At 68.3% G+C, this 25,214-nt stretch carries 17 protein-coding genes and 3 rRNA genes; 6 read left to right on the forward strand and 14 right to left on the reverse strand.

The features are described 5' to 3' along the window. Positions 1-323: 323 nt before the first annotated feature. Entirely contained in the window at positions 324-1,538 is a 1,215-nt protein-coding gene (locus tag HDA32_RS24100) for an NADP-dependent isocitrate dehydrogenase (protein WP_179645360.1), read from the reverse strand. A gap of 217 nt (positions 1,539-1,755) precedes the next feature. Further along, entirely contained in the window at positions 1,756-2,082 is a 327-nt protein-coding gene (locus HDA32_RS24105; RefSeq protein ID WP_312863310.1) for a DUF3017 domain-containing protein, read from the reverse strand. 519 nt (positions 2,083-2,601) lie between these two features. Here HDA32_RS24105 and HDA32_RS24110 point away from each other — a divergent pair. Then, a complete protein-coding gene (locus HDA32_RS24110; RefSeq protein ID WP_179645361.1) occupies positions 2,602-3,207 on the forward strand; it encodes an FHA domain-containing protein in 606 nt (201 codons plus the stop codon). Positions 3,208-3,434: 227 nt separating this feature from the next. Here the strand turns inward: HDA32_RS24110 and HDA32_RS24115 are convergent, their stop codons facing one another. The 3 genes from HDA32_RS24115 to purN all read right to left on the reverse strand — a co-directional run bounded on the left by HDA32_RS24115 (position 3,435) and on the right by purN (position 6,650). After that, positions 3,435-4,289, reverse strand: coding sequence for a bifunctional methylenetetrahydrofolate dehydrogenase/methenyltetrahydrofolate cyclohydrolase (locus HDA32_RS24115; RefSeq protein WP_179645362.1), 855 nt, complete (start codon positions 4,287-4,289; stop codon positions 3,435-3,437). 157 nt (positions 4,290-4,446) lie between these two features. Then, the gene (gene purH / locus HDA32_RS24120; RefSeq protein WP_179645363.1) at positions 4,447-6,015 is read right to left on the reverse strand and encodes a bifunctional phosphoribosylaminoimidazolecarboxamide formyltransferase/IMP cyclohydrolase; all 1,569 of its coding nucleotides are present in this window, start codon (positions 6,013-6,015) and stop codon (positions 4,447-4,449) included. After that, positions 6,012-6,650 (reverse strand): phosphoribosylglycinamide formyltransferase, encoded by a 639-nt coding sequence (gene purN, locus HDA32_RS24125; RefSeq protein WP_179646919.1) that lies wholly within the window; start codon positions 6,648-6,650, stop codon positions 6,012-6,014. Before purN ends, purH begins: the two co-directional genes overlap by 4 nt. Before the next feature lie 264 nt (positions 6,651-6,914). On the opposite strand from purN, the gene HDA32_RS24130 reads away from it, so the two are divergent. Further along, positions 6,915-7,331 carry a DUF4190 domain-containing protein gene (locus tag HDA32_RS24130; protein WP_179645364.1) on the forward strand — a complete coding sequence of 139 codons (417 nt, stop codon included), beginning with the start codon at positions 6,915-6,917 and terminating at the stop codon, positions 7,329-7,331. A 153-nt stretch (positions 7,332-7,484) separates the two neighbouring features. Here HDA32_RS24130 and HDA32_RS24135 read toward each other — a convergent pair whose 3' ends face one another. Beyond that, complete coding sequence (locus HDA32_RS24135; RefSeq protein ID WP_179646920.1) at positions 7,485-8,825, reverse strand: cell division protein PerM; 1,341 nt, start codon at positions 8,823-8,825, stop codon at positions 7,485-7,487. Positions 8,826-9,224: 399 nt separating this feature from the next. Between HDA32_RS24135 and HDA32_RS24140 the strand changes: the two genes are divergently transcribed. Beyond that, positions 9,225-9,761, forward strand: a complete 537-nt coding sequence (locus HDA32_RS24140) for a DinB family protein (protein WP_179645365.1) — start codon at positions 9,225-9,227, stop codon at positions 9,759-9,761. 109 nt (positions 9,762-9,870) lie between these two features. On the opposite strand, the gene sucD is transcribed toward HDA32_RS24140, so the two are convergent. The 3 genes from sucD to HDA32_RS24155 form a co-directional block, all read right to left on the reverse strand. Beyond that, complete coding sequence (gene sucD / locus HDA32_RS24145) at positions 9,871-10,749, reverse strand: succinate--CoA ligase subunit alpha (protein ID WP_179645366.1); 879 nt, start codon at positions 10,747-10,749, stop codon at positions 9,871-9,873. Positions 10,750-10,764: 15 nt separating this feature from the next. Continuing rightward, a complete protein-coding gene (gene sucC, locus HDA32_RS24150) occupies positions 10,765-11,949 on the reverse strand; it encodes an ADP-forming succinate--CoA ligase subunit beta (protein WP_179645367.1) in 1,185 nt (394 codons plus the stop codon). Between the two features lie 249 nt (positions 11,950-12,198). Further along, entirely contained in the window at positions 12,199-12,987 is a 789-nt protein-coding gene (locus tag HDA32_RS24155; protein WP_179645368.1) for a TSUP family transporter, read from the reverse strand. A gap of 224 nt (positions 12,988-13,211) precedes the next feature. Here HDA32_RS24155 and HDA32_RS24160 point away from each other — a divergent pair, with 224 nt between their 5' ends. Continuing rightward, the gene (locus HDA32_RS24160; RefSeq protein WP_312863311.1) at positions 13,212-14,084 is read left to right on the forward strand and encodes an NmrA family NAD(P)-binding protein; all 873 of its coding nucleotides are present in this window, start codon (positions 13,212-13,214) and stop codon (positions 14,082-14,084) included. Between the two features lie 61 nt (positions 14,085-14,145). Here HDA32_RS24160 and icmB read toward each other — a convergent pair whose 3' ends face one another. Further along, on the reverse strand, positions 14,146-14,556 hold the full coding sequence (gene icmB / locus HDA32_RS24165) for a coenzyme B12-dependent isobutyryl CoA mutase small subunit (RefSeq protein ID WP_179645369.1): 411 nt from the start codon (positions 14,554-14,556) through the stop codon (positions 14,146-14,148). Positions 14,557-14,693: 137 nt separating this feature from the next. On the opposite strand from icmB, the gene HDA32_RS24170 reads away from it, so the two are divergent. Continuing rightward, the gene (locus HDA32_RS24170) at positions 14,694-14,981 is read left to right on the forward strand and encodes a hypothetical protein (RefSeq protein WP_179645370.1); all 288 of its coding nucleotides are present in this window, start codon (positions 14,694-14,696) and stop codon (positions 14,979-14,981) included. Positions 14,982-15,894: 913 nt separating this feature from the next. Here HDA32_RS24170 and rrf read toward each other — a convergent pair. From rrf to pcrA, 4 genes are all read right to left on the reverse strand, one after another. Continuing rightward, positions 15,895-16,013: ribosomal RNA gene (gene rrf / locus HDA32_RS24175) — 5S ribosomal RNA — on the reverse strand. 134 nt (positions 16,014-16,147) lie between these two features. Beyond that, positions 16,148-19,229: ribosomal RNA gene (locus HDA32_RS24180) — 23S ribosomal RNA — on the reverse strand. Between the two features lie 316 nt (positions 19,230-19,545). Continuing rightward, positions 19,546-21,080 (reverse strand): 16S ribosomal RNA (locus tag HDA32_RS24185). Together the 16S, 23S and 5S rRNA genes form the textbook arrangement of a ribosomal RNA operon. Before the next feature lie 716 nt (positions 21,081-21,796). Further along, complete coding sequence (gene pcrA / locus HDA32_RS24190) at positions 21,797-24,100, reverse strand: DNA helicase PcrA (RefSeq protein WP_179645371.1); 2,304 nt, start codon at positions 24,098-24,100, stop codon at positions 21,797-21,799. A gap of 101 nt (positions 24,101-24,201) precedes the next feature. Here pcrA and HDA32_RS24195 point away from each other — a divergent pair, with 101 nt between their 5' ends. After that, complete coding sequence (locus tag HDA32_RS24195; protein WP_179645372.1) at positions 24,202-25,134, forward strand: nucleoside hydrolase; 933 nt, start codon at positions 24,202-24,204, stop codon at positions 25,132-25,134. Positions 25,135-25,214: the final 80 nt, after the last annotated feature.

A 25,214-nucleotide genomic window follows, 5' to 3' on the forward strand; every position in this document is an offset into this window, starting at 1 on the left:
GTTGGCACAGAGAAAGGGCCCGCCCTGCGGAGCAGGCGGCGGGCCCTTGTGCGACGCTCCGTCAACCGCGCGCGCCTACCCCCCAGCGGGCGCGCGGTCGGTCGCGTCGACCATTGTGGTCTCTCTCACCATTGAGACTAATCGCTGAAAGGTAAAGCAAGGGGCCCTTTCAACACCAAAACCGGGCAAAACAGATTCTTCGCGAATCGACCGGCCGGGCGACGAGAACGGGCCGTCCCCTCGGCGCGCGAGGGGACGGCCCGCGCCTCGCCCGACGGCCCCGGCGGCGACCGGGGCCGGAGGACGGCGGGAACCGGGAAGGGCTAGCCCAGCCGCTTCTGCAGGTTCTCGTCCAGCGCGGCGAGGAACTCCTCGGTGGTGAGGAAGCCCTGGTCGCCGCCGACCAGCAGCGCGAGGTCCTTGGTCATCTGGCCGCCCTCGACGGTCTTGACGACGACGTCCTCGAGCGTGTTGGCGAACTCGACCACCGCGGGGGTGTTGTCGAGGTTGCCCCGGTGCTCCAGGCCGCGGGTCCAGGCGAAGATGGAGGCGATCGGGTTGGTCGAGGTCGGCTTGCCCTGCTGGTGCTGGCGGTAGTGCCGGGTGACCGTGCCGTGCGCGGCCTCGGCCTCGACGATGCCGTCGGAGGTGCGCAGCACCGAGGTCATCAGGCCGAGCGAGCCGAAGCCCTGCGCGACGGTGTCGGACTGCACGTCACCGTCGTAGTTCTTGCAGGCCCAGACGTAGCCGCCCTCCCACTTGAGCGCGGCGGCGACCATGTCGTCGATCAGCCGGTGCTCGTAGGTGAGCCCGGCCGCGTCGAAGCGCTCCTTGAACTCGGTCTCGAAGACCTCGGCGAACACGTCCTTGAACATGCCGTCGTAGGCCTTGAGGATCGTGTTCTTGGTGGACATGTAGACCGGGTAGCCGCGGTCCAGGCCGTACTCCATGCTGGCCCGGGCGAACTCCTCGATGGACTTGCGGTAGTTGTACATGCCCATGGCGACGCCGCCGCCCTCGGGGAACTGCGCGACCTCCATCTCGATGGGCTCGCCGCCGTCCTCGGGCGTGTAGGTGATCGTCACCGTGCCGGGGCCGGGGACCTTGAAGTCGCTGGCCTTGTACTGGTCGCCGTGGGCGTGGCGGCCGATGATGATCGGCTTGGTCCAGCCGGGGACCAGGCGCGGGACGTTGGAGCAGATGATCGGCTCGCGGAAGACGACGCCGCCCAGGATGTTGCGGATGGTGCCGTTGGGCGAGCGCCACATCTTCTTGAGGCCGAACTCCTCGACCCGGGCCTCGTCCGGCGTGATGGTGGCGCACTTGACGCCGACGCCGTGCTCGCGGATCGCGTTCGCGGCGTCGACCGTGATCTGGTCGTCGGTGCGGTCGCGCTCCTCGACGCCGAGGTCGTAGTACTTCAGGTCGACGTCCAGGTACGGCAGGATCAGCCGTTCCTTGATGAAGGACCAGATGATCCGGGTCATCTCGTCGCCGTCGAGCTCCACTACGGGATTGGCAACCTTGATCTTGGCCATGGCTGTGTGGCTGTCCCTTCGTTTCGGCTAGCCGTCATGTGGCTGGAGGCCATGCGCGGGACCCAGCCGGGTCGCGACTCGTCCGCGTCGTGCCTCATGAGCTCGCCGCGAGAACCGCGGAGCCCCCGGCTCGCGAATGCCTTGGCCGGAGCGGTTCAGCGGCTCCCCTGGGTGAACATATGGGGTATCTCGATATCAAGCTTATTAGAGACCGCGATCAGAGCTGGGGCGCGACCCATGCCAAGACGATCAGCAGCACCGCGAGCGTGACGAGAATGGTCACGTCGATCCAGCGGCGGCGGACCGCGAGCATCCCGATCCGCTCCTGGGGCAGCACCCCCCGGAAGACCGCCGCCAGCAGCAGCGCCCCGGCGATCAGGGCGGGGCCGCGCTTGAAGTAGGCCGCGGCGACCACCACGATGCCGGCGGCCATCATGGCGAGCACGAGGAAGTAGGGAACCTGCGCCAGCCAGCCCGGCACCTCGGTGCGCGGGTCCGGCTCCTGCTCAGGTTCCTGCGGCGCGTGTGACTGGCGTGCTCCCACTGCTTCCACCGTTTTTTGGCTCACCGTAAACCTCACGCTAGCGCACACCGTTGCGGGACCGGCCGAGCCGACGAAAGGCGACGGGGTTCCCCGTGGCGCGGATCGGCCACAGCCGATTATGCCGCGACCGAAACCGCGACTCGCACGCAATGGGCGCGCGGGCGAACCTCGATTGACTACGTATTGTTACTGGCCACGCTTCTGTCATTCTAGTGACCATCCTCCCCCGTCCCGGCGTTCCTCACGAATCGGTCACAGAGGCATCACCGAACGGCGTGTCCCTATCTCCACGAAATGCCGCAAAGCTCCTGAGATGAAGCCGTTACTCACGAGTAAGGGCGTAGAACCGCTGCCGCACGGGTAACCAGTCATGAGATGAGTGCCACGGTGAGCGAGGACCCCCCAATGAATCCCACTCAACCACCAACCGCCACGCGCGCCACCCCTACCCCGATGCATCCGGTCACGCCCCGTCGCAAACCCCCTCATCGGTCGCGCCCCACTTTGGGAGGAACAACCGTGGACGGGCCCTACATACGGGTCGAGGAGAACGGTGACGTACAGCCCTTAGCCGCCGAGATCACCACGGTCGGACGGGGACAGGGCGCCGACATCCGGCTCAGCGACCCCAGCGTCTCCCAACTGCACGCCGAACTGGTGCGCCGCGGACCCTACATCTACGTCGTCGATCTGGGCCTCTCGCGCAACGGAACCAGGGTCAACGGCCGACCGATCGCGCGCCGGGTCCTCGAAGAGGGCGACGTCGTCAGCTTCGGCGCCGCCCGCTGCAAGATCGGCGGCCTGCCGCGCGAGGAGATCAACCCCGAGGTGGAGCTGCGCCGCGGCGCGGCCCCCGAACTCACCCGGCGGGAACTCGACGTGCTGACGTCGCTGTGCCGGCCGGCGCTGTCGGACGAGGCGTTCGTGTCGCCGGCGACGGCGCGCGGGATCGCCGAGGACCTCGTCGTCACCGAGGCCGCGGTCAAGCAGCATCTCCTGCGGCTCTACCAGAAGTTCCGGGTGCCGGAAGGTCCGAACCGCCGTACCCGCCTGGCCAACGAGGTCGTCGCCCTGGGCCTGGTCCGCCCGATGCCCGTACCCGACCGCGAGCGCAAGGCGAGCTGACGCCCCTGAGGGGCCTCACCGCGCCGAGGCCCCCTGGCCCTGACCAGGCTTGACGGCCGCAACCGGCCGTCGCCTCCCTTCGGAGGCCGCCCGCGCGGCACTCCAGCATCTCCCGCTTCCCGTGCACGTGCCGTTGACCGTGCCGCTGAACGTGCCGTTGACCGTGCATCCGGCCGTTCCCGCGGCGGCGGCGAAACCGGGGTCCCGCCGCCGCCCGGCCAGAGGTCCTACCGGGCCGCCTGGCGTTCCGCGTTCTCCACGACGTTGACCAGCAGCATCGCCCGCGTCATCGGCCCAACACCGCCGGGGTTGGGGGCGACGTGGCCGGCGACCTCGCGCACCTCCGGCGCGACGTCGCCGACGAGCCCCGCATCGGTGCGGGTGATCCCGACGTCCAGCACGGCCGCGCCGGGCTTGACCATGTCGGCCGTGATCAGGCCCGGCACCCCCGCGCCCGCCACGATGATGTCGGCGCGGCGGGTGTGCTCGACGAGGTCGCGGGTGCCGGTGTGGCACAGCGTCACCGTGGCGTTCTCGCTCCTGCGGGTGAGCAGCAGCCCCAGCGGGCGGCCCACCGTCACGCCGCGGCCCACCACGACCACCTCGGCGCCCTTCAGCGGCACGTCGTAGCGGTTCAGCAGTTCGACGATGCCGCGCGGCGTGCACGGCAGCGGCGCCTCCTGCATCAGCACCAGGCGGCCCAGGTTGGCCGGCTGCAGGCCGTCGGCGTCCTTGTCGGGGTCGATCCGCTCCAGCACCCGGTTCTCATCGAGCCCCTTGGGCAGCGGTAGCTGCACGATGTAGCCGGTGCAGTCGGGGTCGGCGTTCAGCTCGTCCACGACCGCCTCGACCTCGGCCTGGGTGGCCGTGGCCGGCAGGTCCCTGCGGATGCTCTCGATCCCGATCTCCGCGCAGTCGCGGTGCTTGCCCGCGACGTAGGAGCGGCTGCCGGGGTCATCGCCCACCAGGACCGTCGCCAGCCCGGGGACCACGCCCCTGGACCGCAGCGCGGTCACGCGTTCCTTCAGGTCCGCCCGGATCGCCGCGGCGGTCGCCTTGCCATCGAGAATCTGTGCGCTCACGGTCCCATCGTCCCATCTGGATGCGGTGCGGTCGCCCTAGGTGTGCCGACCACAGAGGGTCGTGTTGTCTCCAGGCCCTGCCGGACCACTGCGAGCCTGCGTCATGCGGTGATGCGCGAAAGAACCGCGACCACAGCCCCCAACCCCTGTCAACGATCTAGTGGAAGAAGTGCCGCGTCCCGGTCAGGTAGAGCGCGATCCCCGCGCGCTCGGCCGCCGCGACGACCTCCTCGTCGCGGACCGAGCCGCCCGGCTGGACGACGGCGCGCACTCCGGCCTCGGTCAGCACCTCCAGGCCGTCGGGGAACGGGAAGAAGGCGTCGCTGGCGGCCACGGAGCCGCGCACCCGATCGCCGGCGCGGGCGACCGCCAGGCGTGCGGAGTCGACCCGGTTGACCTGGCCCATGCCCACGCCAACGGTGGCGCGGTCGGCGGCCAGCAGGATCGCGTTGGACTTCACCGCACGCACCGCCCGCCAGGCGAACGCCAGGTCGGCCAGCGTGGCCTCGTCGGCGGCCGGGCCGGCCCTCAGCTCCCACGCCGCCGGGTCGTCGCCCGGGGCGTCGATCATGTCGAACATCTGCAGCAGCACGCCGCCGCTGATGGCGCGCTGCTCGGCGCGGGCCGAGCGGTCCGGCGGCGCGACCTTGAGCAGCCGGATGTTCTTCTTGCGGGCCAGCACCTCCACGGCGGCCGGCTCGAACTCCGGTGCGACGACGACCTCGGTGAAGACCTCGGCGACCTGCTCGGCCATCGCCGCGCTCACCGGCCGGTTGGTCGCGATGACGCCGCCGAAGGCCGACACCGGGTCGCAGGCGTGCGCCTTGCGGTGCGCCTCGGCGATGTCGGAGCCCAGCGCGATGCCGCACGGGTTGGCGTGCTTGATGACGGCCACGCACGGGTCGGTGAAGTCGTGGGCGGCGCGCTGCGCGGCGTCGGCGTCGACGTAGTTGTTGTAGGACATCTCCTTGCCGTGCACCTGCTCGGCGTTGGCCAGGCCGGTGCCCGAGGAGTCGCCGTCCCTGTACAGCGCGGCGACCTGGTGCGGGTTCTCGCCGTAGCGCAGGGTCGCGGCCCGCTCGTAGGTGACGGCGGTGAAGTCCGGCCAGCCGGTCTCCCCGCCCACCTCGTCGGCCGCGTAGTCCGCGGCGAACCAGGACGCCACGGCGGCGTCGTAGCTCGCGGTGTGGGCGTAGGCCTGGGCGGCCAGCCGCTTGCGCTGCTCCAGCGTGAACCCGCCGACGCGCAGGGACTCCAGCACCTCGTCGTAGCGGGTGGGGTCGACCACGACCGCGACACCGGCGTGGTTCTTGGCCGCCGCGCGCACCATCGCCGGGCCGCCGATGTCGATCTTCTCGATGCACTCCTGCGGCGAGGCGCCCGAGGCCACCGTCTCGGCGAACGGGTACAGGTTGACCACGACCAGGTCGAACGGCGCGATGTCGAGCTCTTCGAGGGTCGCGCGGTGCTCGGCCTTGGTGCGGTCGGCGAGCAGCCCGGCGTGCACCTTGGGGTGCAGGGTCTTGACCCGGCCCTCCAGGCACTCGGGGAAGCCGGTGACGTCCTCGACCGGGGTGACCGGCACGTCGACCGCCGCCAGCCGCGCCGCGGTGGAACCGGTGGAGACGATCTCCACCCCGGCCTCGGCGAGGCCGTAGGCGAGCTCCTCCAGCCCGGTCTTGTCGTAAACGCTGATCAACGCACGCCGAACGGCCTGCTGGCTCACCGGTTCTCCTCTGTAACGTAGCTTGAAGCGCCGGGCTCGGCGCCCAGCATCACGTGTCGGTCGTCCAGGGTCCACCCGTCGCGGGCGAGTCGGCCCACGACGTCGACCAGCATCCGCCGCTCCACCGTCTTGATGCGTTCGTGCAGCGAGGCCACGTCGTCACCGGGCAGCACCCGGACGGTGACCTGGTCGATGACGGGGCCGGTGTCGACGCCCTCGTCCACGAAGTGCGCCGTGGCGCCGGTGACCTTGACCCCGTAGGCCAGCGCGTCGCGGACGGCGTGCGCGCCGGGGAACGCCGGAAGCAGCGCCGGGTGGATGTTGACGACCGTGAACCGGCTCAGCACCTCGGGGCCGAGGATGCGCATGAACCCGGCCGAGACCACCAGATCGGGCCGGAACCCGGCGATCCGGTCGGCGAGCACGGCGTTCCAGTGCGCTCGGTCGGCGAAACCGGAGAACGGGGTGACGAACGTCGGGATCCCGGCCTCCGCCGCCCGGGAGATCCCCTCGGCCTCGCGGTCGGCGCCGACGGCGACGACCGCTGCGCCGTAAGCCGGATCGGTCGCGGCCTCCAGCAGAGCGGCCATGTTGCTCCCCGCGCCCGAGATGAGGACGACTACTCGCGCCGACAGTGTGCTTCCTCCTCGTGCGAAAACGATGCGGGACCGCCCGTCCCCGGGGGCGCGGTCGAAGCGCGCGGCATCCGGATCGGGTGCGCCGGTCTCACCGGCGCGCACGGGGGCCGCGGCCCCATCCGCTTCGACAGCCTATATCTACAGGTAGCGTCTACCCCAAGAGGACCCACGTTGCGGGACGCCGCCGGCACCGGCGGCACCGCCGAACGCTCCGCGGCCGAGTGGGTCACGACCCGCCCGCGCACAGAACGAGGAGCCCCAGTGACGAACGAGCCGTCCGCGCCGCAAACCGACGGGCAGCAGCCCACCGTGGAGCGGGGCGGCCTGTGGGGGCTCTTCTTCTCCACCGCGGGACTGCTGCTCCCGCCGTTCGGCCTGCTGCTCTCCGCCTTCGGCATCATCCAGGGCCGCAAGGCCAGGCGCGCGGCCAAGGCCTCCAACGGCCAGGCCCCGGGCGCCCTGATGAGCATGATCGTGGGCTGGATGGGCGTCGTGCTCTCGCTGTTCATGATCATCGGCTACGCCGTGTTCTGGACGGAGTACTCCGCCTACGGCGAGTGCTCGGCCAGGGCCCACACCGAGGCCCTGCAGAGCGAGTGCGACGACGCCCTGCAGGAGGCGCTCGCCGAGCGCCTCGGCGTCCCCCCGGAGAGCATCCCGCTCGGTACGGGCCTGTAGCGTGTCGACCGCCCTTGGTCAATAGAGGCTTTTCATCCCCGGCCACAGGGGTCTGCAACCCCGGCCACAGGTGGAACTCGCGCGCACGCCTTCTCCGACCTGGGACTGAGGTGAGAACCCAACTTCGAGATCGGCGCAGGTGTGCCCGTGCGGTCAGCGGTCGGGCGCCCCCTCCTCGTAGGTGATGCCGTAGAGCTCCTCGGCCCCGTCCTCCTCCGCCGCCGGTGCGGCGCGCCGCAGCCGGGGCGGCCGGGACCGCCAGGAGAGCGCGCGCGGCCGGCGGCGCGGGCGCACCCCGTCCGGCCGCTCCTCGGAGGCCGGCTCCTCCGCGTCGATCGGCTCGGCCCGTTCGGCCGGGATCGCCGGCGGGCGACGGAAGTACATCCAGTTGGCCGCCCACGCCGCGATCGCCGCCGAGACGCCGACCTCCAGCGCCACGACCAACCCCACCTGCCAGGCGAACGGCCCGACCTCGGCGAGCCGCTGCGCCCCCACCGGCCCGCCGGCCAGGACCGACAGCCCCGCGCACAGCGCTCCCGTGCAGACGCCGCAGACGAACCCCCACAGCGGCGCGGCCTCGCTGACCACGGTCGGCGCGCTGCGCAGCGTCAGGGCGCCGCCGACCCCGCCCGCGATGAACGGGGCCGCCAGCGCCACCAGCGAGACGACCGGCGCCGGCCCGCTGTCGGGAAGCGCGGCCAGCATGGGCAGTTGCGGCAGCGGCCCCACCACCACCCCGGTGGGTGCGACGACGGTCTCCGCTCCGACGGCGAAGCCCGGGCCCGCGGCGTAGGACATCCCGAAGACCACGGCGTTGGGCAGGTACAGCAGTTGGACGATGAACAGCAGCCCCCCGCCGACCACGCCGGGACCGAGCTCCTCCGTGGTCGCGACGGCGTCGCCGAAGTCGAGCAGCAGCGGGACGAAGAACAGCAGCGCGCCCGTCAGCAGCAGCGTGCACGTGGCGCTGAGCGTGCCGACGAGCAGCGAGCGCGACCGGGCCGGCATCAGCTCCAGCAGCCGGCGCCAGGGGATCTCCTTGTCCTTGAGCAGTTGGCGGAGCACCCCCAGCCCTCCGGCGATGAACGCCAGCAGGAACCCCAGGAGCAGCGCCTGCAGCATGCTCGGGCGCACGACCTCGGTCTGCCCGACCAGCGCCAGCGTCCCTGAGACGGCCGCGTAGGGCCCGGCGATGGCGACCGCGGCCTGGAAGGCGTGGCGCAGCCGCGGGAGCTCGCAGCTGCGCGCCAGCCACCGCCCGGACCGGTACAGCAGCAGCCCCGGGAGCACGACGAGCCCGATCGGCAGCATGCCCACGTGCCCGCCGGGGATCGCGAAGCCCGCCTGGTGGCCCACCAGCCACGCCTGGACCGCCACCCGGAACACGTCCCCGATGTCCTCGCCGAAGGTCGCGTGCGGCGCGGCGACCCACCCGATGAGCGTGAGCGTCGTGAGCGTGGCCAGCCCGATGCCCGCGGCCGAGCCCGCCGCCATACCGCCCGCGGTGTAGAGCGGGCGCGGCGCCCCTTCGGGATCGACCGGATCGCGGACGTGCGGCCTGCCGCCCCACCCCTCGGGCGTGCGGCGGCCGCCGCGGGACCTGCCACGGTGCACGGGAGAACCTGAGGACGCGCTCACCCGCCCATGCTCCCAGCCGAGCCCCCGCCCCACCGGCCATTGGACCGGGCGTGTCGGCGGGCGCCTCCCTGGCCGGATGTGGTACGCGCGGCCCCACCTGCGACGACGCGGCCGGGGTCCGGACGCGCGCATCCGCGTCTGCGGCCTCGCTCCGGCTTTCCCGATCCGCGCACCATTGCGGACAGGAACTGACCGCAATTCTCCGTAGTGTCGTCCTCAGCACGACCGACGGACGAGAAGACAGAGGTGGTCACCATGCCGGCACTGGTGCGAGCGGAGACCGACGAGCGCGGCGGGCTGCTGGCGTTCCTGGCCGAACAGCGGGCGGGACTGCGCAGGACCGTGCACGGCCTGACCGACGAGCAGGCGGCGTCCCGGCCGAGCGCGAGCGAGCTCACGCTCGGCGGGCTGGTCAAACACGCCGCGCGGACCGAGCGCTGGTGGATGTCGGTGGTCCTGGCCGGACGGCCCGACCCCCACCCCGCGGCGCCGGAGACCCGGGGCTCCGACTTCCGGATGGAGGAGGGCGAAACCGTCGCCGACCTGCTCGCGGCCTACGAGACGGCCGCCAAGGAGACCGAGGAGACCGTCGCCGCCCTGCCGGACCTGGAGCGGACCGCCCCGCTCCCCGAGGCCCCGTGGTTCCCGCAGGGCAGCAGGCGCTCGGCGCGCTGGATCCTGTTCCACCTGATCGAGGAGACCGCGCGGCACGCCGGCCACGCCGACATCATCCGCGAGTCGCTGGACGGCACCACGGCCTACGAACTCCTGGACGCCACCGGCGAGTGGTGACCGCGAGCGGGCCGAGCCCGCGACGCGAAGAGGTCCTGCCTTCGTCGTCCACGCGTGGACGACGAAGGCAGGACCCGGCACATCCGGCGGCCCTCGCCGGACGGACCCGCTAGAAGAGCTCGCGCGCCAGCTTGGCGGTTTCGCTGGGGGTTTTGCCGACCTTGACGCCGGCGGCCTCCAGGGCCTGCTTCTTGGCCGCGGCGGTGCCCGAGGAGCCCGAGACGATGGCGCCGGCATGGCCCATGGTCTTGCCCTCGGGCGCGGTGAACCCGGCCACATAGCCCACCACCGGCTTGGACACGTTGGCCTTGACGAACTCCGCGGCCCGCTCCTCGGCGTCGCCGCCGATCTCGCCGATCATCACGATGGCGTCGGTGTCGGGATCGGCCTCGAAGGCGGCCAGCGCGTCGATGTGGGTGGTGCCGATGATCGGGTCGCCGCCGATGCCCACACAGGTGGAGAAGCCGATGTCGCGCAGCTCATACATCATCTGGTAGGTCAGCGTGCCGCTCTTGGACACCAGCCCGATCCGGCCCGGCTTGGTGATGTCGGCCGGGATGATCCCGGCGTTGGCGGCCCCCGGCGTGATCAGCCCCGGGCAGTTGGGCCCCACGATCCGCGTCGCATGGCCGGCGGCGCCCGCATGGGACCAGAACGCCGCGGTGTCGTGCACCGGAATGCCCTCGGTGATCACCACCGCCAGCCCGATCCGGGCGTCGATCGCCTCGATCACCGCATCGCGGGCGAACCGCGGCGGCACGAAGATCACCGTCACATCGGCGCCGGTGGCGGCCATGCCCTCGGCCACCGACCCGAACACCGGCACCGCCGCGCCGTCGAAGTCCACGCTCTGGCCGGCCTTGCGCGGGTTGACCCCGCCCACCACATTGGTGCCCGAGGCGAGCATCCGCCGCGTGTGCTTGCCGCCCTCAGAGCCCGTCATGCCCTGGACCAGCACCCTGCTGTCCTTGGTCAGAAAAATAGCCATGGTTTCTCTTCGTCCTTACTTCGCCGCGGCGAGTTCGGCGGCCTGGGCTGCGGCGCCGTCCATGGTGTCGACCCGGCGCACCGCCGGATGGGCCCGCTCCTCCAGGATCTGGCGCCCCAACTCGGCGTTGTTGCCGTCCAGACGCACCACCAGCGGCTTGGACACGTCGTCACCACGCTGCTCCAGCAGCTCCAGCGCCTGCACGATGCCGTTGGCCACCGCATCGCAGGCCGTGATCCCGCCGAAGACGTTGACGAACACGCTGCGAACCGCCGGATCACCCAGAATGATCTCCAACCCGTCGGCCATCACCTCCGCCGAGGCACCACCCCCGATGTCGAGGAAATTGGCCGGCTTGACCCCGCCGCGCGCCTCACCCGCATAGGCCACCACGTCCAGCGTCGACATCACCAGACCCGCACCATTGCCGATGATGCCGACCTCACCGTCGAGCTTGACGTAGTTCAACCCCTTCTCCTTCGCCCGCACCTCGAGAGGGTCCCCTTCGGCGCCGGAGGCGAGGCTGTCGAGGTCCTGACGGAACTCGGCGTTTTCGTCCAGGGTGACCTTGCCGTCCAGCGCGACCACGCGGCCATCCTCGGTCAGGATGAGCGGGTTCACCTCGACGAGCGTGGCGTCCTTGCCGACGAAGACGTCCCACAGCTTCGTAACGACCTCGACGGCGCCCTCGGCGGCCGCCTCGGGGAGCTTGCCCTTCGCGACGATGTCGGCGGCGACCTCGGTCGGCGCGCCCTTCAGCGCGTCGATCGAGACCTTCGCGACCGCGTCGGGGTTGGTCTCGGCGACCTCCTCGATCTCCACGCCGCCCTCGGCGGAGCAGATCGACAGGAAGGTGCGGTTGGCCCGGTCCAGCAGGAACGAGAAGTAGTACTCCTCGGCGATGGCACTGGCCTCTTCGACCAGGACCCGGTGCACCGTGTGGCCCTTGATGTCCATGCCGAGGATCTGCTCGGCCTTGGCCACGGCGTCCTCGGGGCCCTCGGCCACCTTCACACCGCCGGCCTTGCCCCGGCCACCCGTCTTGACCTGTGCCTTGACGACAACGCGGGGCTTACCCGCGGCCGCGAATTCCTCGGCGATGGCACGCGCCTCGTCGGGCGTGCTCGCCACCTTTCCCTGGGGTACCGGGACCCCATACTCCGCGAAGAGTTCCTTCGCCTGGTATTCGAACAGGTCCACGAGGGTCCGTCCTTGTAACTCGCTGGCTGTGCGGTCCTTTGCGGAGGTCGTGTCACTCAAGCGGCGGGAACCTTGTCGGGGCCGGCCGCGTTGGAAGATATGCCGACAGCCATCCGCAACATGCGGCAGCTTAGCCCTCCCGGGCCTTGACAGAGGACACCGGGGCCGGGTTGACCAGTCACGAGAGCCGACAAAGAGCGCATTCCGCCCTGCGCTCCCCGGGCCTGCGGTGAGAATTCGTGTGACGGGTCACACTACCCCTAACACGCTCTGACCGAACTGGTCATAACCCAATTTCAGCGTCAGCGCCACCACGACCACCAGCAGCACGACCCGGACGAAACCGGTGCCGCGCCGCAGCGCCATGCGCGCCCCGATCTGCGCCCCCATGATGTTGCACACAGCCAGCGCGAGGCCCAGCAGCCACAGCACGTCGCCGTTGATCGCGAACACGGTGATCGCACCGATGTTGGTGGCGGTGTTGACGATCTTCGCCGAAGCCGAGGCGGCCACGAAGTCCATGCCCGACACCGCGGTGAACGCGATGATCAGAAAGGTGCCGGTCCCCGGGCCGATGATCCCGTCGTAGAAGCCGACGCCGGCACCGGCGACCAGCACGGCGGCGACGATGCGGCGCGGCGTCAGGAGCATGGGCTCGGCCACGGCCCCCAGCGCGGGCCGGAACAGCACCACGGCGGCGACCACCAGCAGTACCGCCATCACGATCGGCCGCAGCGCGTCGGAGGAGATCGCTCCGGCCAGCGCCGCGCCGGTCCCCGCCCCGAGGAGGGCGAGCCCGGCGGCGGGCCACACGATCCGACGGTGCAGCTTCACACCGCGCGCGTAGGTGAGCGCCGCGGAGCAGGTGCCGAACACCGCGGCCAGCTTGTTGGTGCCGAGCAGGCTCGCCACGTGCGCGTTGGGGAACGCCACCAGGAGCGCGGGCAGGAGCAGCAGCCCGCCTCCGCCCACAACGGCGTCGACCCAACCGGCGGCAGCGGCCGCGAGCACCAGGAATCCGATGATCTCCGGGTCCATCCGGGCTACTCGGCCACGGACCCGACGATGCGGAGATTCTCCGCGAAAACGACATTTGACGTCACGTTTCACACAGCCTAACGATCCTCCGCTCGACGACCGCGGCCAGGGGCGCTGCCGGGCGGCCCGCACACGGCTTGACCTCAACGTTGATTGAGGTTCTAGGGTCCTTCCCGTATCCCGGTGCGCGGCGCCGGCCATGGCACGACGAAGAGGAGTCCCCCGTGGTGGAGCAGAAGAGGATCCTGGTGATCGGAGCGACCGGCAACGTCGGGCGGCAGGTCGTGTCCCGGTTGCGGGACGCGGGCGCCGCCGTCCGTGCGCTGGCCCGCGACCCCGCCTCCGCCGGGCTGCCGGACGGCGTCGAGGTCGTGCGCGGCGACCTGTCCGCCCCGGACACCCTGGAGGCGGCGCTGGACGGGATCGAATCGGTGTTCCTGGTATGGCCCTTCCTCACGGCCGAGGACGCGCCCGCAGTCCTGGACGTGATCGCGGGGCGCGGCGCCCGCCACGTCGTCTACCTGTCGTCGACGGGCGTGCGCGAGGGCGCCGAGAAACAGGGCGATCCGATCAACCAGTTCCACGCCGACATGGAACGCCTGCTCGAGAAGTCCGAGCTGGAGTGGACCTTCCTGCGGGCCGGTGGCTTCGCGACCAACACCCTGCAATGGACGGAGCAGATCCGTACCGAGGGCGTCGTGCGCGCTCCCTTCGGTTCGACGAGCAGGCCGCTGATCCACGAGCACGACATCGCGGCCGTGGCGGTCCGCGCGCTCACCGAGAACGGCCACGGCGGAGCGAAGTACGCCCTGACCGGGCCCCGGGCGCTGACGACGGCCGAGCAGGCGCACACCATCGGCGAGGCGATCGGCCGCCCGGTGCGCTTCGAGGAGGTCCCGCAGGAAGCGGTGCGGGAGCAGATGCTCACCCAGGGCTGGCCCGGCGAGGTCGTGGACGGCATCCTCAACGCGCAGGCCGACATGGCCGCGGCATCGGAACCGGTCACCTCCACCGTGGAGAAGGTCACCGGGACACCGGCGCGCACGTTCGCCCAGTGGGCGGCCGACCACGCCGACGACTTCCGTCCGGCGGAGTGACCGCGCTCGGCGGCGTCGAGGCCGGGTCGGGGCGGGGTGAGCAGGACCGAACCGGGCCGGTTCAGGCCCGGACACCGCCGATGTTGGCGCGCACCCAGTCGGTGATCTCCGAGGTGGTGGCGCCCGGCGTGAAGATCTTGGCGACGCCGAGCCGCTCCAGCTCGGGGATGTCGGCCTCGGGGATGATGCCGCCGCCGAACACCTGGATGTCGGTGGCGTCGTTCTCCTGGAGCAGTTCGACGACCCGGGAGAACAGCGTCATGTGCGCACCGGAGAGGATCGACAGGCCGATCGCGTCGGCGTCCTCCTGCAGGGCTGCGTTCACGATCATCTCCGGGGTCTGGCGCAGACCGGTGTAGATGACCTCGACACCGGCGTCGCGCAATGCCCGTGCCACGACCTTGACCCCTCGATCATGACCGTCGAGCCCCGGTTTGGCGACGACGACCCGTACCGTCGATGACGCGCCCATGTCAGCCCCTCTTATTGCCGACCCGCCGCTTTCCTTGTGGGAAGCGCGCGGATGAGACGTGTGAACCCTTGTGCACACCGCAGCGTAACCCAGATCACCTCCCGGCTAGGCCGCCGGGTGCTGGGTAGTGGGAGGACATGACCGATGATCTTGATGCGCTGGACCGACTGACAACGGAGGAGCTGCGCGAGCGCGCGGTGGCCCTCGCCCGGCACCGGTGGGACGTCGGCTTCTTCTGGGAGCTCATCAGCAGCCTCCCGGCGGCCGAGGCCGCGGCCGGCCGCCCCGAAGCCAGCGAGGCCGGCGTCTCCCGGGCGTCCGCCCTGTTCAGTGAACTGCTCGCCGAACAGGGCGGCGACCGCGGCCTACACGAGGCGCTGCGTCCCCTCTACCTCGACTACCTCGCCAAACACGCCGAGTCGTGACGGCGGCCGGCTCGGCTCCCCGACGCCCCGCCGAGCGCCTCGTCCCGTCCGGCCCCGCGAATGGGCGCTCGGACACCGTGAACGGGCGTTTTCCGAATCGGTGGCGCGGCGCATTATTGAGGCTTGCAGAAGTCGAGTGGGCCTTTAGGTGCAGGGACGGTTCTGCGGGAGGTTGCCGGGAGAGTGCGGCCCTCTTGGCGCGTCCTTCACCGGTGAGCCCGGCGTGGGGCCGCGCCTCCCGGCCGAAGCGGTGGCGCGGGTTCGCGCACACCTTTGCCGTCTGCTTCGGCGGCGGGGCGCGGCCCACCGGCGGCGATAAAGCATCCCGCCCGAGGAAAGGGGCCGCGCTCCCGCCGCAGCCTCCCCGCCATCCCACCCCGCACAACTTCTGCAAACCTCAGTAGTGTCGGTGGGGCGGCAGGTCGGTGGAGTGTTGGGGCCGGGTTCCGGGAGGCGCGATGTCGGCGGTTCGGATCGAGCGCGACGGTTCCGTCCGCACGGTGGTGCTCTCGCGGCCCGAGGTGCGCAACGCCGTGGACGGGCCGACCGCCGCGGCGCTCGTGGCGGCGTTCCTGGAGTTACGGCGTGTCCAAATTCATCGCCGGAGAGGGCCGCGGAGGTACCTTCGCGGGCTGATCCGCTCCTCACCGCGGCCCCGGGATGGAGTGGGCGTGCGGGTGGGCCCCTTCCGCCTCGACCCCAGGGGGGTCGTGAAGGCCCACCGCAGGAGGGAGTGGGCGTGCGGGAGGGGCGATTTCCGTCTACGGGCCTTCGACCGTGCAAGAGGACCACCCCACCACCGCGCACCCCACCCGCGGCCAAGACCCCCACCCCACCGGAAAAGGGCACAAAAAAAGAGGGGGGCGGGGCCGGCCAGACGATATCTGGCCAACCCCGCCCCCTCTGCAAGAAAATGCGGCGGCGTCCTACTCTCCCACCCCACACCATGGAGGCAGTACCATCGGCGCTGGGAGGCTTAACGACCGGGTTCGGAATGGGACCGGGTGTGACCCTCCCGCCATCACCACCGCAACCCTCACCCCCACACCCGAAAGCGCGGGGAAACCCAAGGACCACGCGGAAAAAAGCGCGAAACCATATGAAGAAATCAAACACGTGCGTGTCTCGTGTGTGCGTCTAGCATGCGCGAGCATCCAGTCATCTGCGGTGGACAAGCCCTCGGCCGATTAGTACCGGTCAGCTCCACACCTCGCAGTGCTTCCACACCCGGCCTATCAACCCAGTCGTCTACTGGAGGCCTTACCCACTCACGGTGGCAGGAGACCTCATCTCGAAGCAGGTTTCCCGCTTAGATGCTTTCAGCGGTTATCCCTCCCGAACGTAGCCAACCAGCCATGCCCCTGGCGGGACAACTGGCACACCAGAGGTTCGTCCGTCCCGGTCCTCTCGTACTAGGGACAGCCCTTCTCAAGTCTCCAACGCGCGCAGCGGATAGGGACCGAACTGTCTCACGACGTTCTAAACCCAGCTCGCGTGCCGCTTTAATGGGCGAACAGCCCAACCCTTGGGACCAACTCCAGCCCCAGGATGCGACGAGCCGACATCGAGGTGCCAAACCATCCCGTCGATATGGACTCTTGGGGAAGATCAGCCTGTTATCCCCGGGGTACCTTTTAGCCGTTGAGCGACACCGCTTCCACACGCCGGTGCCGGATCACTAGTCCCTGCTTTCGCACCTGCTCGACACGTCCGTCTCACAGTCAAGCTCCCTTGTGCACTTACACTCAACACCTGATTGCCAACCAGGCTGAGGGAACCTTTGGGCGCCTCCGTTACCCTTTAGGAGGCAACCGCCCCAGTTAAACTACCCACCAGACACTGTCCCCGAACCGGATCACGGTCCCAGGTTAGATGCCCGAAACAGTCAGAGTGGTATTTCACCAACGCCTCCACCCCCACTAGCGTGGCGGCTTCACCGGCTCCCACCTATCCTACACAAACCATCCCAAACACCAATGTCAAGCTATAGTGAAGGTCCCGGGGTCTTTCCGTCCTGCTGCGCGAAACGAGCATCTTTACTCGTAGTGCAATTTCACCGGGCCCATGGTTGAGACAGCGGGGAAGTCGTTACGCCATTCGTGCAGGTCGGAACTTACCCGACAAGGAATTTCGCTACCTTAGGATGGTTATAGTTACCACCGCCGTTTACCGGCGCTTAGATTCCCAGCGTCACCCGCCGAAACGGGCTGACCAGTCCTCTTAACGTTCCGGCACCGGGCAGGCGTCAGTCCGTATACCGCGTCTTACGACTTCGCACGGACCTGTGTTTTTAGTAAACAGTCGCTTCCCCCTGCTATCTGCGACCCCACCCAGCTCACACAGCACGTGTGCTCACCGGACAGGGCTCCCCTTCTCCCAAAGTTACGGGGACAATTTGCCGAGTTCCTTAACCATGGTTCACCCGAACGCCTCGGTCTACTCGACCTGACCACCTGCGTCGGTTTCGGGTACGGGCCGCCCACGCACTCGCTAGAGGCTTTTCTCGACAGCATGGGATCACTCACTTCGGCTCAACGCCTCGACATCACGCCTCACCCACAACGGAGCACGGATTTGCCTGCACTCCGGGCTACACGCTTATCCCGGGACAACCACCGCCCGGTAGAGCTACCCTCCTGCGTCACCCCATCACTTACCTACTACCCCCTCAGGCCCCACGCCTCCACCGCCAGAAGCCCGAAGGCCACCAGCAGCTTCGGTGGTGGTTAGTCTCAGAGGCCCCGGTACGGGCGCACGTGAACGGGTACGGGAATATCAACCCGTTATCCATCGACTACGCCTGTCGGCCTCGCCTTAGGCCCCGACTCACCCTGGGCGGATTAACCTGCCCCAGGAACCCTTAGTCAATCGGCGCCGGCGTTTCCCACGCCGGTCTCGCTACTCATGCCTGCATTCTCACTCGCACACAATCCACCACACGGTCACCCCGCGGCTTCACCTCATGCACGACGCTCCCCTACCACACACACCCAACGGTGTGCATCCACAGCTTCGGCGGTGCACTTCAGCCCCGCTACATTATCGGCGCAGAACCACTTGACCAGTGAGCTATTACGCACTCTTTAAAGGATGGCTGCTTCTAAGCCAACCTCCTGGTTGTCTCAGCAACTCCACAACCTTTCCCACTTAGCACACGCTTAGGGGCCTTAGCTGATGATCTGGGCTGTTTCCCTCTCGACTACGAAGCTTATCCCCCGCAGTCTCACTGCCGCGCTAACTTCACCGGCATTCGGAGTTTAGCTGACCTCAGTAACCTTGTCGGGCCCATCAGCCAACCAGTCGCTCTACCTCCGGCAAGCAACACACGACGCTGCACCTAAATGCATTTCGGGGAGAACCAGCTATCACGGAGTTTGATTGGCCTTTCACCCCTACCCACACCTCATCCCCCAGGTTTTCAACCCTGGTGGGTTCGGGCCTCCACGAAGTCTTACCTCCGCTTCACCCTGGACATGGGTAGATCACCCCGCTTCGGGTCCACAGCATGCGACTCACACGCCCTCTTCAGACTCGCTTTCGCTACGGCTACCCCACCCGGGTTAACCTCGCCACACACCACGACTCGCAGGCTCATTCTTCAAAAGGCACGCCATCACCCCGAAAGGCTCTGACGGCTTGACAGCACACGGTTTCAGGTACTATTTCACAACCCCTCACCGGGGCACTTTTCACCTTTCCCTCACGGTACTCGTGCACTATCGGTCACCAGGACGTATTCAGGCTTGACAGGTGGTCCTGCCAGATTCACACGGAATTCCTCGAGCTCCGCGCTACTCGGGACCACACCAACGGCTAGACCGGGCCTTCACCTACGGGACTCTCACCCACTCCGGCGTCGCTTCCCAACGACTTCAGCTAACCCGACCATCACCGCGCCCAGCCGGCAGACTAGGCCAGATGCATCCCACAACCCCGCACACGCAACCCCTGCCGGGTCTCACACGCGCACGGTTTAGCCACCATCCCCTTTCGCTCACCACTACTCAGGGAATCACTATTGTCTTCTCTTCCTACGGGTACTGAGATGTTTCACTTCCCCGCGTCACCACCAACCACCCTATACATTCAGGCAGCGGCAACCTGCTATGAAACAGGCTAGGTTACCCCATTCGGAAACCCACGGATCAACGCCCGGTTGACAACTCCCCGTGGACTATCGCGGCCTCCCACGTCCTTCATCGGCGCCTGGTGCCAAGGCATCCACCGTATGCCACACTAACTTGGCCACCACAGATACAAGATGCTCGCGCACACTATCCACAAATCAAAACACACACCACACACCCGGCTAAAACAACCGGCAAACCCGAAACAACCCGGGACAACCAGCGTCTTCGCATGGGATGGCACCCGCGGAAAACAACCAGCGGTTGCTTCCTCAGACACCCAACAGCGCGCCCCCGGCCCTTCCAGACGACCAGGGGACTGCTCGTTCTCCTTCACGCCACCCCGACGACCTCCAGCAGAAACGCCAGAACATCGGGTCCACTCTCGAGTCCGTCAACCACGTCGGAAAAACGGCTGACTCTCACAGACTCCTTAGAAAGGAGGTGATCCAGCCGCACCTTCCGGTACGGCTACCTTGTTACGACTTCGTCCCAATCGCCAGCCCCACCTTCACGCACTCCCTCCCGCAAGGGGTTGGGCCACACGTTTCGGGTGTTGCCGACTTTCGTGACGTGACGGGCGGTGTGTACAAGGCCCGGGAACGTATTCACCGCGGCGTTGCTGATCCGCGATTACTAGCGACTCCACCTTCATGGGGTCGAGTTGCAGACCCCAATCCGAACTGAGACCGGCTTTAAGAGATTCGCTCCACCTCACGGCATCGCACGCCCTCTGTACCGGCCATTGTAGCATGTTTGCAGCCCAAGACATAAGGGGCATGATGACTTGACGTCATCCCCACCTTCCTCCGAGTTGACCCCGGCAGTCTCCCATGAGTCCCCACCACCACGTGCTGGCAACATGGAACAAGGGTTGCGCTCGTTGCGGGACTTAACCCAACATCTCACGACACGAGCTGACGACAGCCATGCACCACCTGTCACCCACCAACCAAATGACCCCGCATCTCTACGGGTACGTGGGCGATGTCAAACCTTGGTAAGGTTCTTCGCGTTGCGTCGAATTAAGCAACATGCTCCGCCGCTTGTGCGGGCCCCCGTCAATTCCTTTGAGTTTTAGCCTTGCGGCCGTACTCCCCAGGCGGGGCGCTTAATGCGTTAGCTACGGCACGGAGACCGTGGAAAGTCCCCACACCTAGCGCCCAACGTTTACGGCGTGGACTACCAGGGTATCTAATCCTGTTCGCTCCCCACGCTTTCGCTCCTCAGCGTCAGGTAAGGCCCAGAGACCCGCCTTCGCCACCGGTGTTCCTCCTGATATCTGCGCATTTCACCGCTACACCAGGAATTCCAGTCTCCCCTACCTACCTCAAGCCGGCCCGTATCCACTGCCCACCCGAAGTTAAGCCCCGGGCTTTCACAGCAGACGCGACCAGCCGCCTACGAGCTCTTTACGCCCAATAATTCCGGACAACGCTCGGACCCTACGTATTACCGCGGCTGCTGGCACGTAGTTAGCCGGTCCTTATTCCCCACCTACCGTCAACACCCGGAAAACCGGATGCCTGCGTGAGTGGTAAAAGAGGTTTACAACCCGAAGGCCGTCATCCCCCACGCGGCGTCGCTGCGTCAGGCTTCCGCCCATTGCGCAAGATTCCCCACTGCTGCCTCCCGCAGGAGTCTGGGCCGTGTCTCAGTCCCAGTGTGGCCGGTCGCCCTCTCAGGCCGGCTACCCGTCACCGCCTTGGTAGGCCATCACCCCACCAACAAGCTGATAGGCCGCGAGCCCATCCCCAACCGAAACAACTTTCCACACCGAGCCCATGCAGGCCGGCGTCGTATCCGGTATTAGACCCGGTTTCCCGGGCTTATCCCGAAGTCAGGGGCAGGTTACTCACGTGTTACTCACCCGTTCGCCGCTCGTGTACCCCGAAGGGCCTTACCGCTCGACTTGCATGTGTTAAGCACGCCGCCAGCGTTCGTCCTGAGCCAGGATCAAACTCTCCATCAAAGGCCAAACACCCCCCACCCCGACCAGGGCAGGAGGAAAACCTCGAAGAGAACAACCCCGACCAACCAACCCATCCACGGGTCGGCCAATCAAAGGAACCCCACACCATCCAACGGACGATGCACGGGGCCAAAACAAACATGGCTATAAAGAAAAACAAACATCGCGCTGTTGAGTTCTCAAAAAACAACCGCCCACCACACACAAGCCGACCAAACCAGTCGCTCTTCAGCAGCAGCGGCGCTTCCGCTTAAGTTTTCGGGGTTTTCCCTCCGGGAGCCTACCAGAGGCTCTCCGTTTGGGCCAACCCTTCAATCTTACTCCGGATTCCGTCCGAGTCAAGACCCGAGGCGTTTTCTGGAGTGGTTCCACTCTACCTTGCGGCCGAGAGTGCTCGGACCGGCTCGTCAGAGTGGGGGTGGCCGACTCGCCCGCGGTGATCCCCGCGTTCGTTTCGCTCGGCCTCACCAGAGTACCCGCTCTCCGCAGTGCTTCGTGCGGTTTCTCCGGAAGCCGCCGCCGTAGCGTCCGACCTGGCCTGTTGGCCGGTGGTCCGCGCTTTCGGCGACGTCGAAGACTCTAGCGGAGGTCCGGGCCCTTGACGAACCGGACGGGAACACCGGTCGGGCCCGGAGCCCGCACGCTCGGGCCCCTTCACCGCATCTGGCCGTGTCCACGCAGGTCAAACCGCGTGTGCTCACCGACCGGCGAACTCGTCACAGCCTCTCGATCGGCGCGAACTTCACCAGGAAGTCCTTCTCGCCGATGTCGGCACCGAAGTCGATCCGCGCCTTCGTCCTGTCCCCAACGCCGTCGACCAGCAGCACTGTTCCCATGCCGAACGAGTCGTGGGTCACCTTGTCGCCGGGGCTCAGCGTCGGGGCGTCGCGCGCCGGTTTGCGCGGCGGACCGCCCATGGCGCCCATCCTCGGCCGCGCCGGCGCGCTCGCGATGCCGGACTCCGACCGGCGCCAGTCGACGAGCTCCTTCGGCACCTCGTCGAGGAAGCGCGACGGCGGGTTGTACGAAGGCGTACCCCAGGCGCTGCGCACGGCCGAGCGGCTCAGGTACAGCCTCTCCCGCGCGCGCGTGATGCCCACGTAGGCGAGCCTGCGCTCCTCCTCCAGCGCCACCCGGTCCCCGAGCGTGCGCATGTGCGGGAACACCCCGTCCTCCATGCCGGTCAGGAACACGACGGGGAACTCCAGCCCCTTGGCCGCGTGCAGCGTCATCAGGGTGACGACGCCGCCCTGCTCGTCGGCGTCGGGAATCTGGTCGGCGTCGGCCACCAGGGAGACCTGCTCCAGGAAGTCCACCAGCGTGGGCTCCCCCGGTTCGGCGTCGGCCCCGCCGGACTCCCCGGACTCCCCCGGCGCCTCGCCGTCCTCGTCGTCGTCCTCCCACAGCGGCCCGGTGAACCCGTTCTCGAACTCGCGCGCGACCTCCACGAACTCCTCCAGGTTCTCCACCCGGCTCTCGTCCTGCAGGTCCTTGGAGTTGGCGAGCTCGGAGAGGTAACCGGTGCGCTGCAACACCGCTTCGACGATCTCGGCCGGGCTGCTGTCGGGAACGAGCTCCTCCAGCTCCTCCAGCAGCGCGGTGAACTCCTTGACGGCCTTGAGCGACCGGGTGGCGATCCCCGGGGCCTCGTCGGCGCGGCGCAGCGCCCGGGAGAAGGAGATCCGCTCCCGCGCGGCGAACAGCTCGATCGTGGCCTCCGCGCGGTCGCCGATCCCGCGCTTGGGGACGTTGATGATGCGCCGCAGGCTGACGGTGTCCTCGGGGTTGGCCAGCACCCGCAGGTAGGCGAGGACGTCGCGGATCTCCTTGCGCTCGTAGAAGCGCACGCCGCCCACGATCTTGTACGGCAGGCCGGTCCGGATGAACACGTCCTCGAACACCCGGGACTGGGCGTTGGTCCGGTAGAACACCGCGACCTGGCCGGGCGCGCACGCGCCGTCGTCGGTGAGCTTGTCGATCTCGCCGACGACGAACGCCGCCTCGTCGTGCTCGTTGTCGGCGACGTAGCCGACGATCGACGTGCCGTCGCCCTGCTCCGACCACAGGTTCTTCGGCCGGCGGTCGGCGTTGCGCTCGATCACCGCGTTGGCCGCCGTGAGGATGTTCTGGGTGGAGCGGTAGTTCTGCTCCAGCAGGACCGTGCGGGCCTGCGGGTAGTCGCGCTCGAACTCCATGATGTTGCGGATCGTCGCACCGCGGAAGGCGTAGATGGACTGGTCGGCGTCGCCCACGACGCACAGCTCGGCCGAGGGCACCGCCGCCTCGGGCCCGTCCGTTCCGACGAGTTCGCGCACCAGCTCGTACTGGGCGTGGTTGGTGTCCTGGTACTCGTCGACGAGGATGTGGCGGAACCTGCGCCGGTAGTGCTCGGCGACATCGGGGAACATCTGCAGCAGGTTGACCGTGACCATGATCAGGTCGTCGAAGTCCATGGCGCCGGCCTGGTGCAGCCGCTGCTGGTAGAGCGTGTAGGCCTCGGCGAGCTTCTTCTCCTGCTCGGTCTGGACCCGGCCGGCGAAGGTGTCGTAGTCGACGAGCTCGTTCTTGAGGTTGGAGATCTGCGCGGAGAAGGACTTGGGCGGGAAGCGCTTGGGGTCGAGGTCCAGCTCCCGGCAGACCAGCTGCATCAGCCGCTGGGAGTCGGCGGAGTCGTAGATGGTGAAGCTGCTCGGGTAGCCCAGCCGGCTCGCCTCGCGGCGCAGGATGCGCACGCAGGCGGAGTGGAAGGTCATCACCCACATGCTGTTGGCGACGCGCGCGCCGAGGAGGCTCTCGATGCGCTCCTTCATCTCGGCCGCGGCCTTGTTGGTGAAGGTGATCGCGAGCACCTCGCCGGGCCGCACGCCGCCCTCGGCCAGCAGGTAGGCGATCCGGTGGGTCAGCACCCGGGTCTTCCCCGAACCGGCACCGGCGACGATCAGCAGCGGAGAGCCGGAGTGCGTCACGGCGGTGCGCTGGGGGACGTTCAGACCTTCGAGGAGCAGCTCTTGGGAGAACACCCCACCAGACTACGGGGAACGCGGAGGTGCCCGCGGGCGGTGGACGAGAGCGCAGGTCCTAGGCTGGGAACGTTCACACGAAACAGGCATATGGGGGAAACGTGCGGGTCTTCGTTGACTGCGATCCGGGGATCGACGACGCGCTGGCGCTGGCCTACCTGGTGGCGCAGCCCGACGTCGAGCTCGTCGGCGTGGGCACGGTGTACGGGAACAACTCCGTCGACGTCACCACGGACAACGCGCTGCGGCTGCTGGAGCTGTACGGCGAGCCCGGTGTCCCGGTGGCCGGCGGCGCGAACCGGCCGCTGGTGCAGCCCCCGCACCTGGCGGAGGGCGTGCACGGCCGCAACGGGCTGGGCGACGTCAAGACGCCGGAGCCGGGGGGCGCCGCCGTGGAGGAGTCGGCGGCCGAGCTGCTGGTCCGGCTGGCCCGCTCGGCGCCCGGCGAGATCGACGTGCTGGCCGTCGGCCCGCTGACCAATCTGGCGCTGGCGCTGGGCCTGGAGCCGGAGTTGCCGAAGCTGGTGCGCAGGGTCGTGGTCATGGGCGGCGCGGTCCAGGTGGCGGGCAACGTGACCCCGTGGGCCGAGGCCAACGTCAACAACGACCCCGAGGCCGCGGAAGTGGTGCTGGCCGCCGGGTTCGACCTGACGCTCGTGGCGCTGGACGTCACGATGCGGACGCTGGCGCGGGGCCCGTGGCTGGACGAGCTGGCGGCGGTGGAGAGCGACCGCGCGCGTTCGTCGTCGAGGTTCCTGGACTTCTACGTCGGCTGGTACACCGACGTGTTCGGCGAGCGCGCGTGCGCGATGCACGACCCGCTGGCCGCGGCGATCCTCACCGACCCTGCGCTGGTCACCGAGTCGGTCGAGGTCCCGGTCCGGGTGGAGCTGAAGGGCGAGCACACCCGCGGCCTCACGGTCGCCGACCTGCGTCCCAACCCCGACCTGAGCGACGACCGCCCCAAGGCCGCGCTGGTGACGCAGGTGAACTCCGAGGAGTTCCTCAAGCGCATGCTCAACGCGCTGCGTTAAGGCGCTGATCAGAGGGTTTCGAAGCCTCTCGGTGGTTGGGAGACCGCGCCCGCTCCCCTCAACCACCGGGGGTCTTGAAT

It is taken from the genome of Spinactinospora alkalitolerans (genome assembly GCF_013408795.1).
GTDB lineage: Bacteria > Actinomycetota > Actinomycetes > Streptosporangiales > Streptosporangiaceae > Spinactinospora > Spinactinospora alkalitolerans.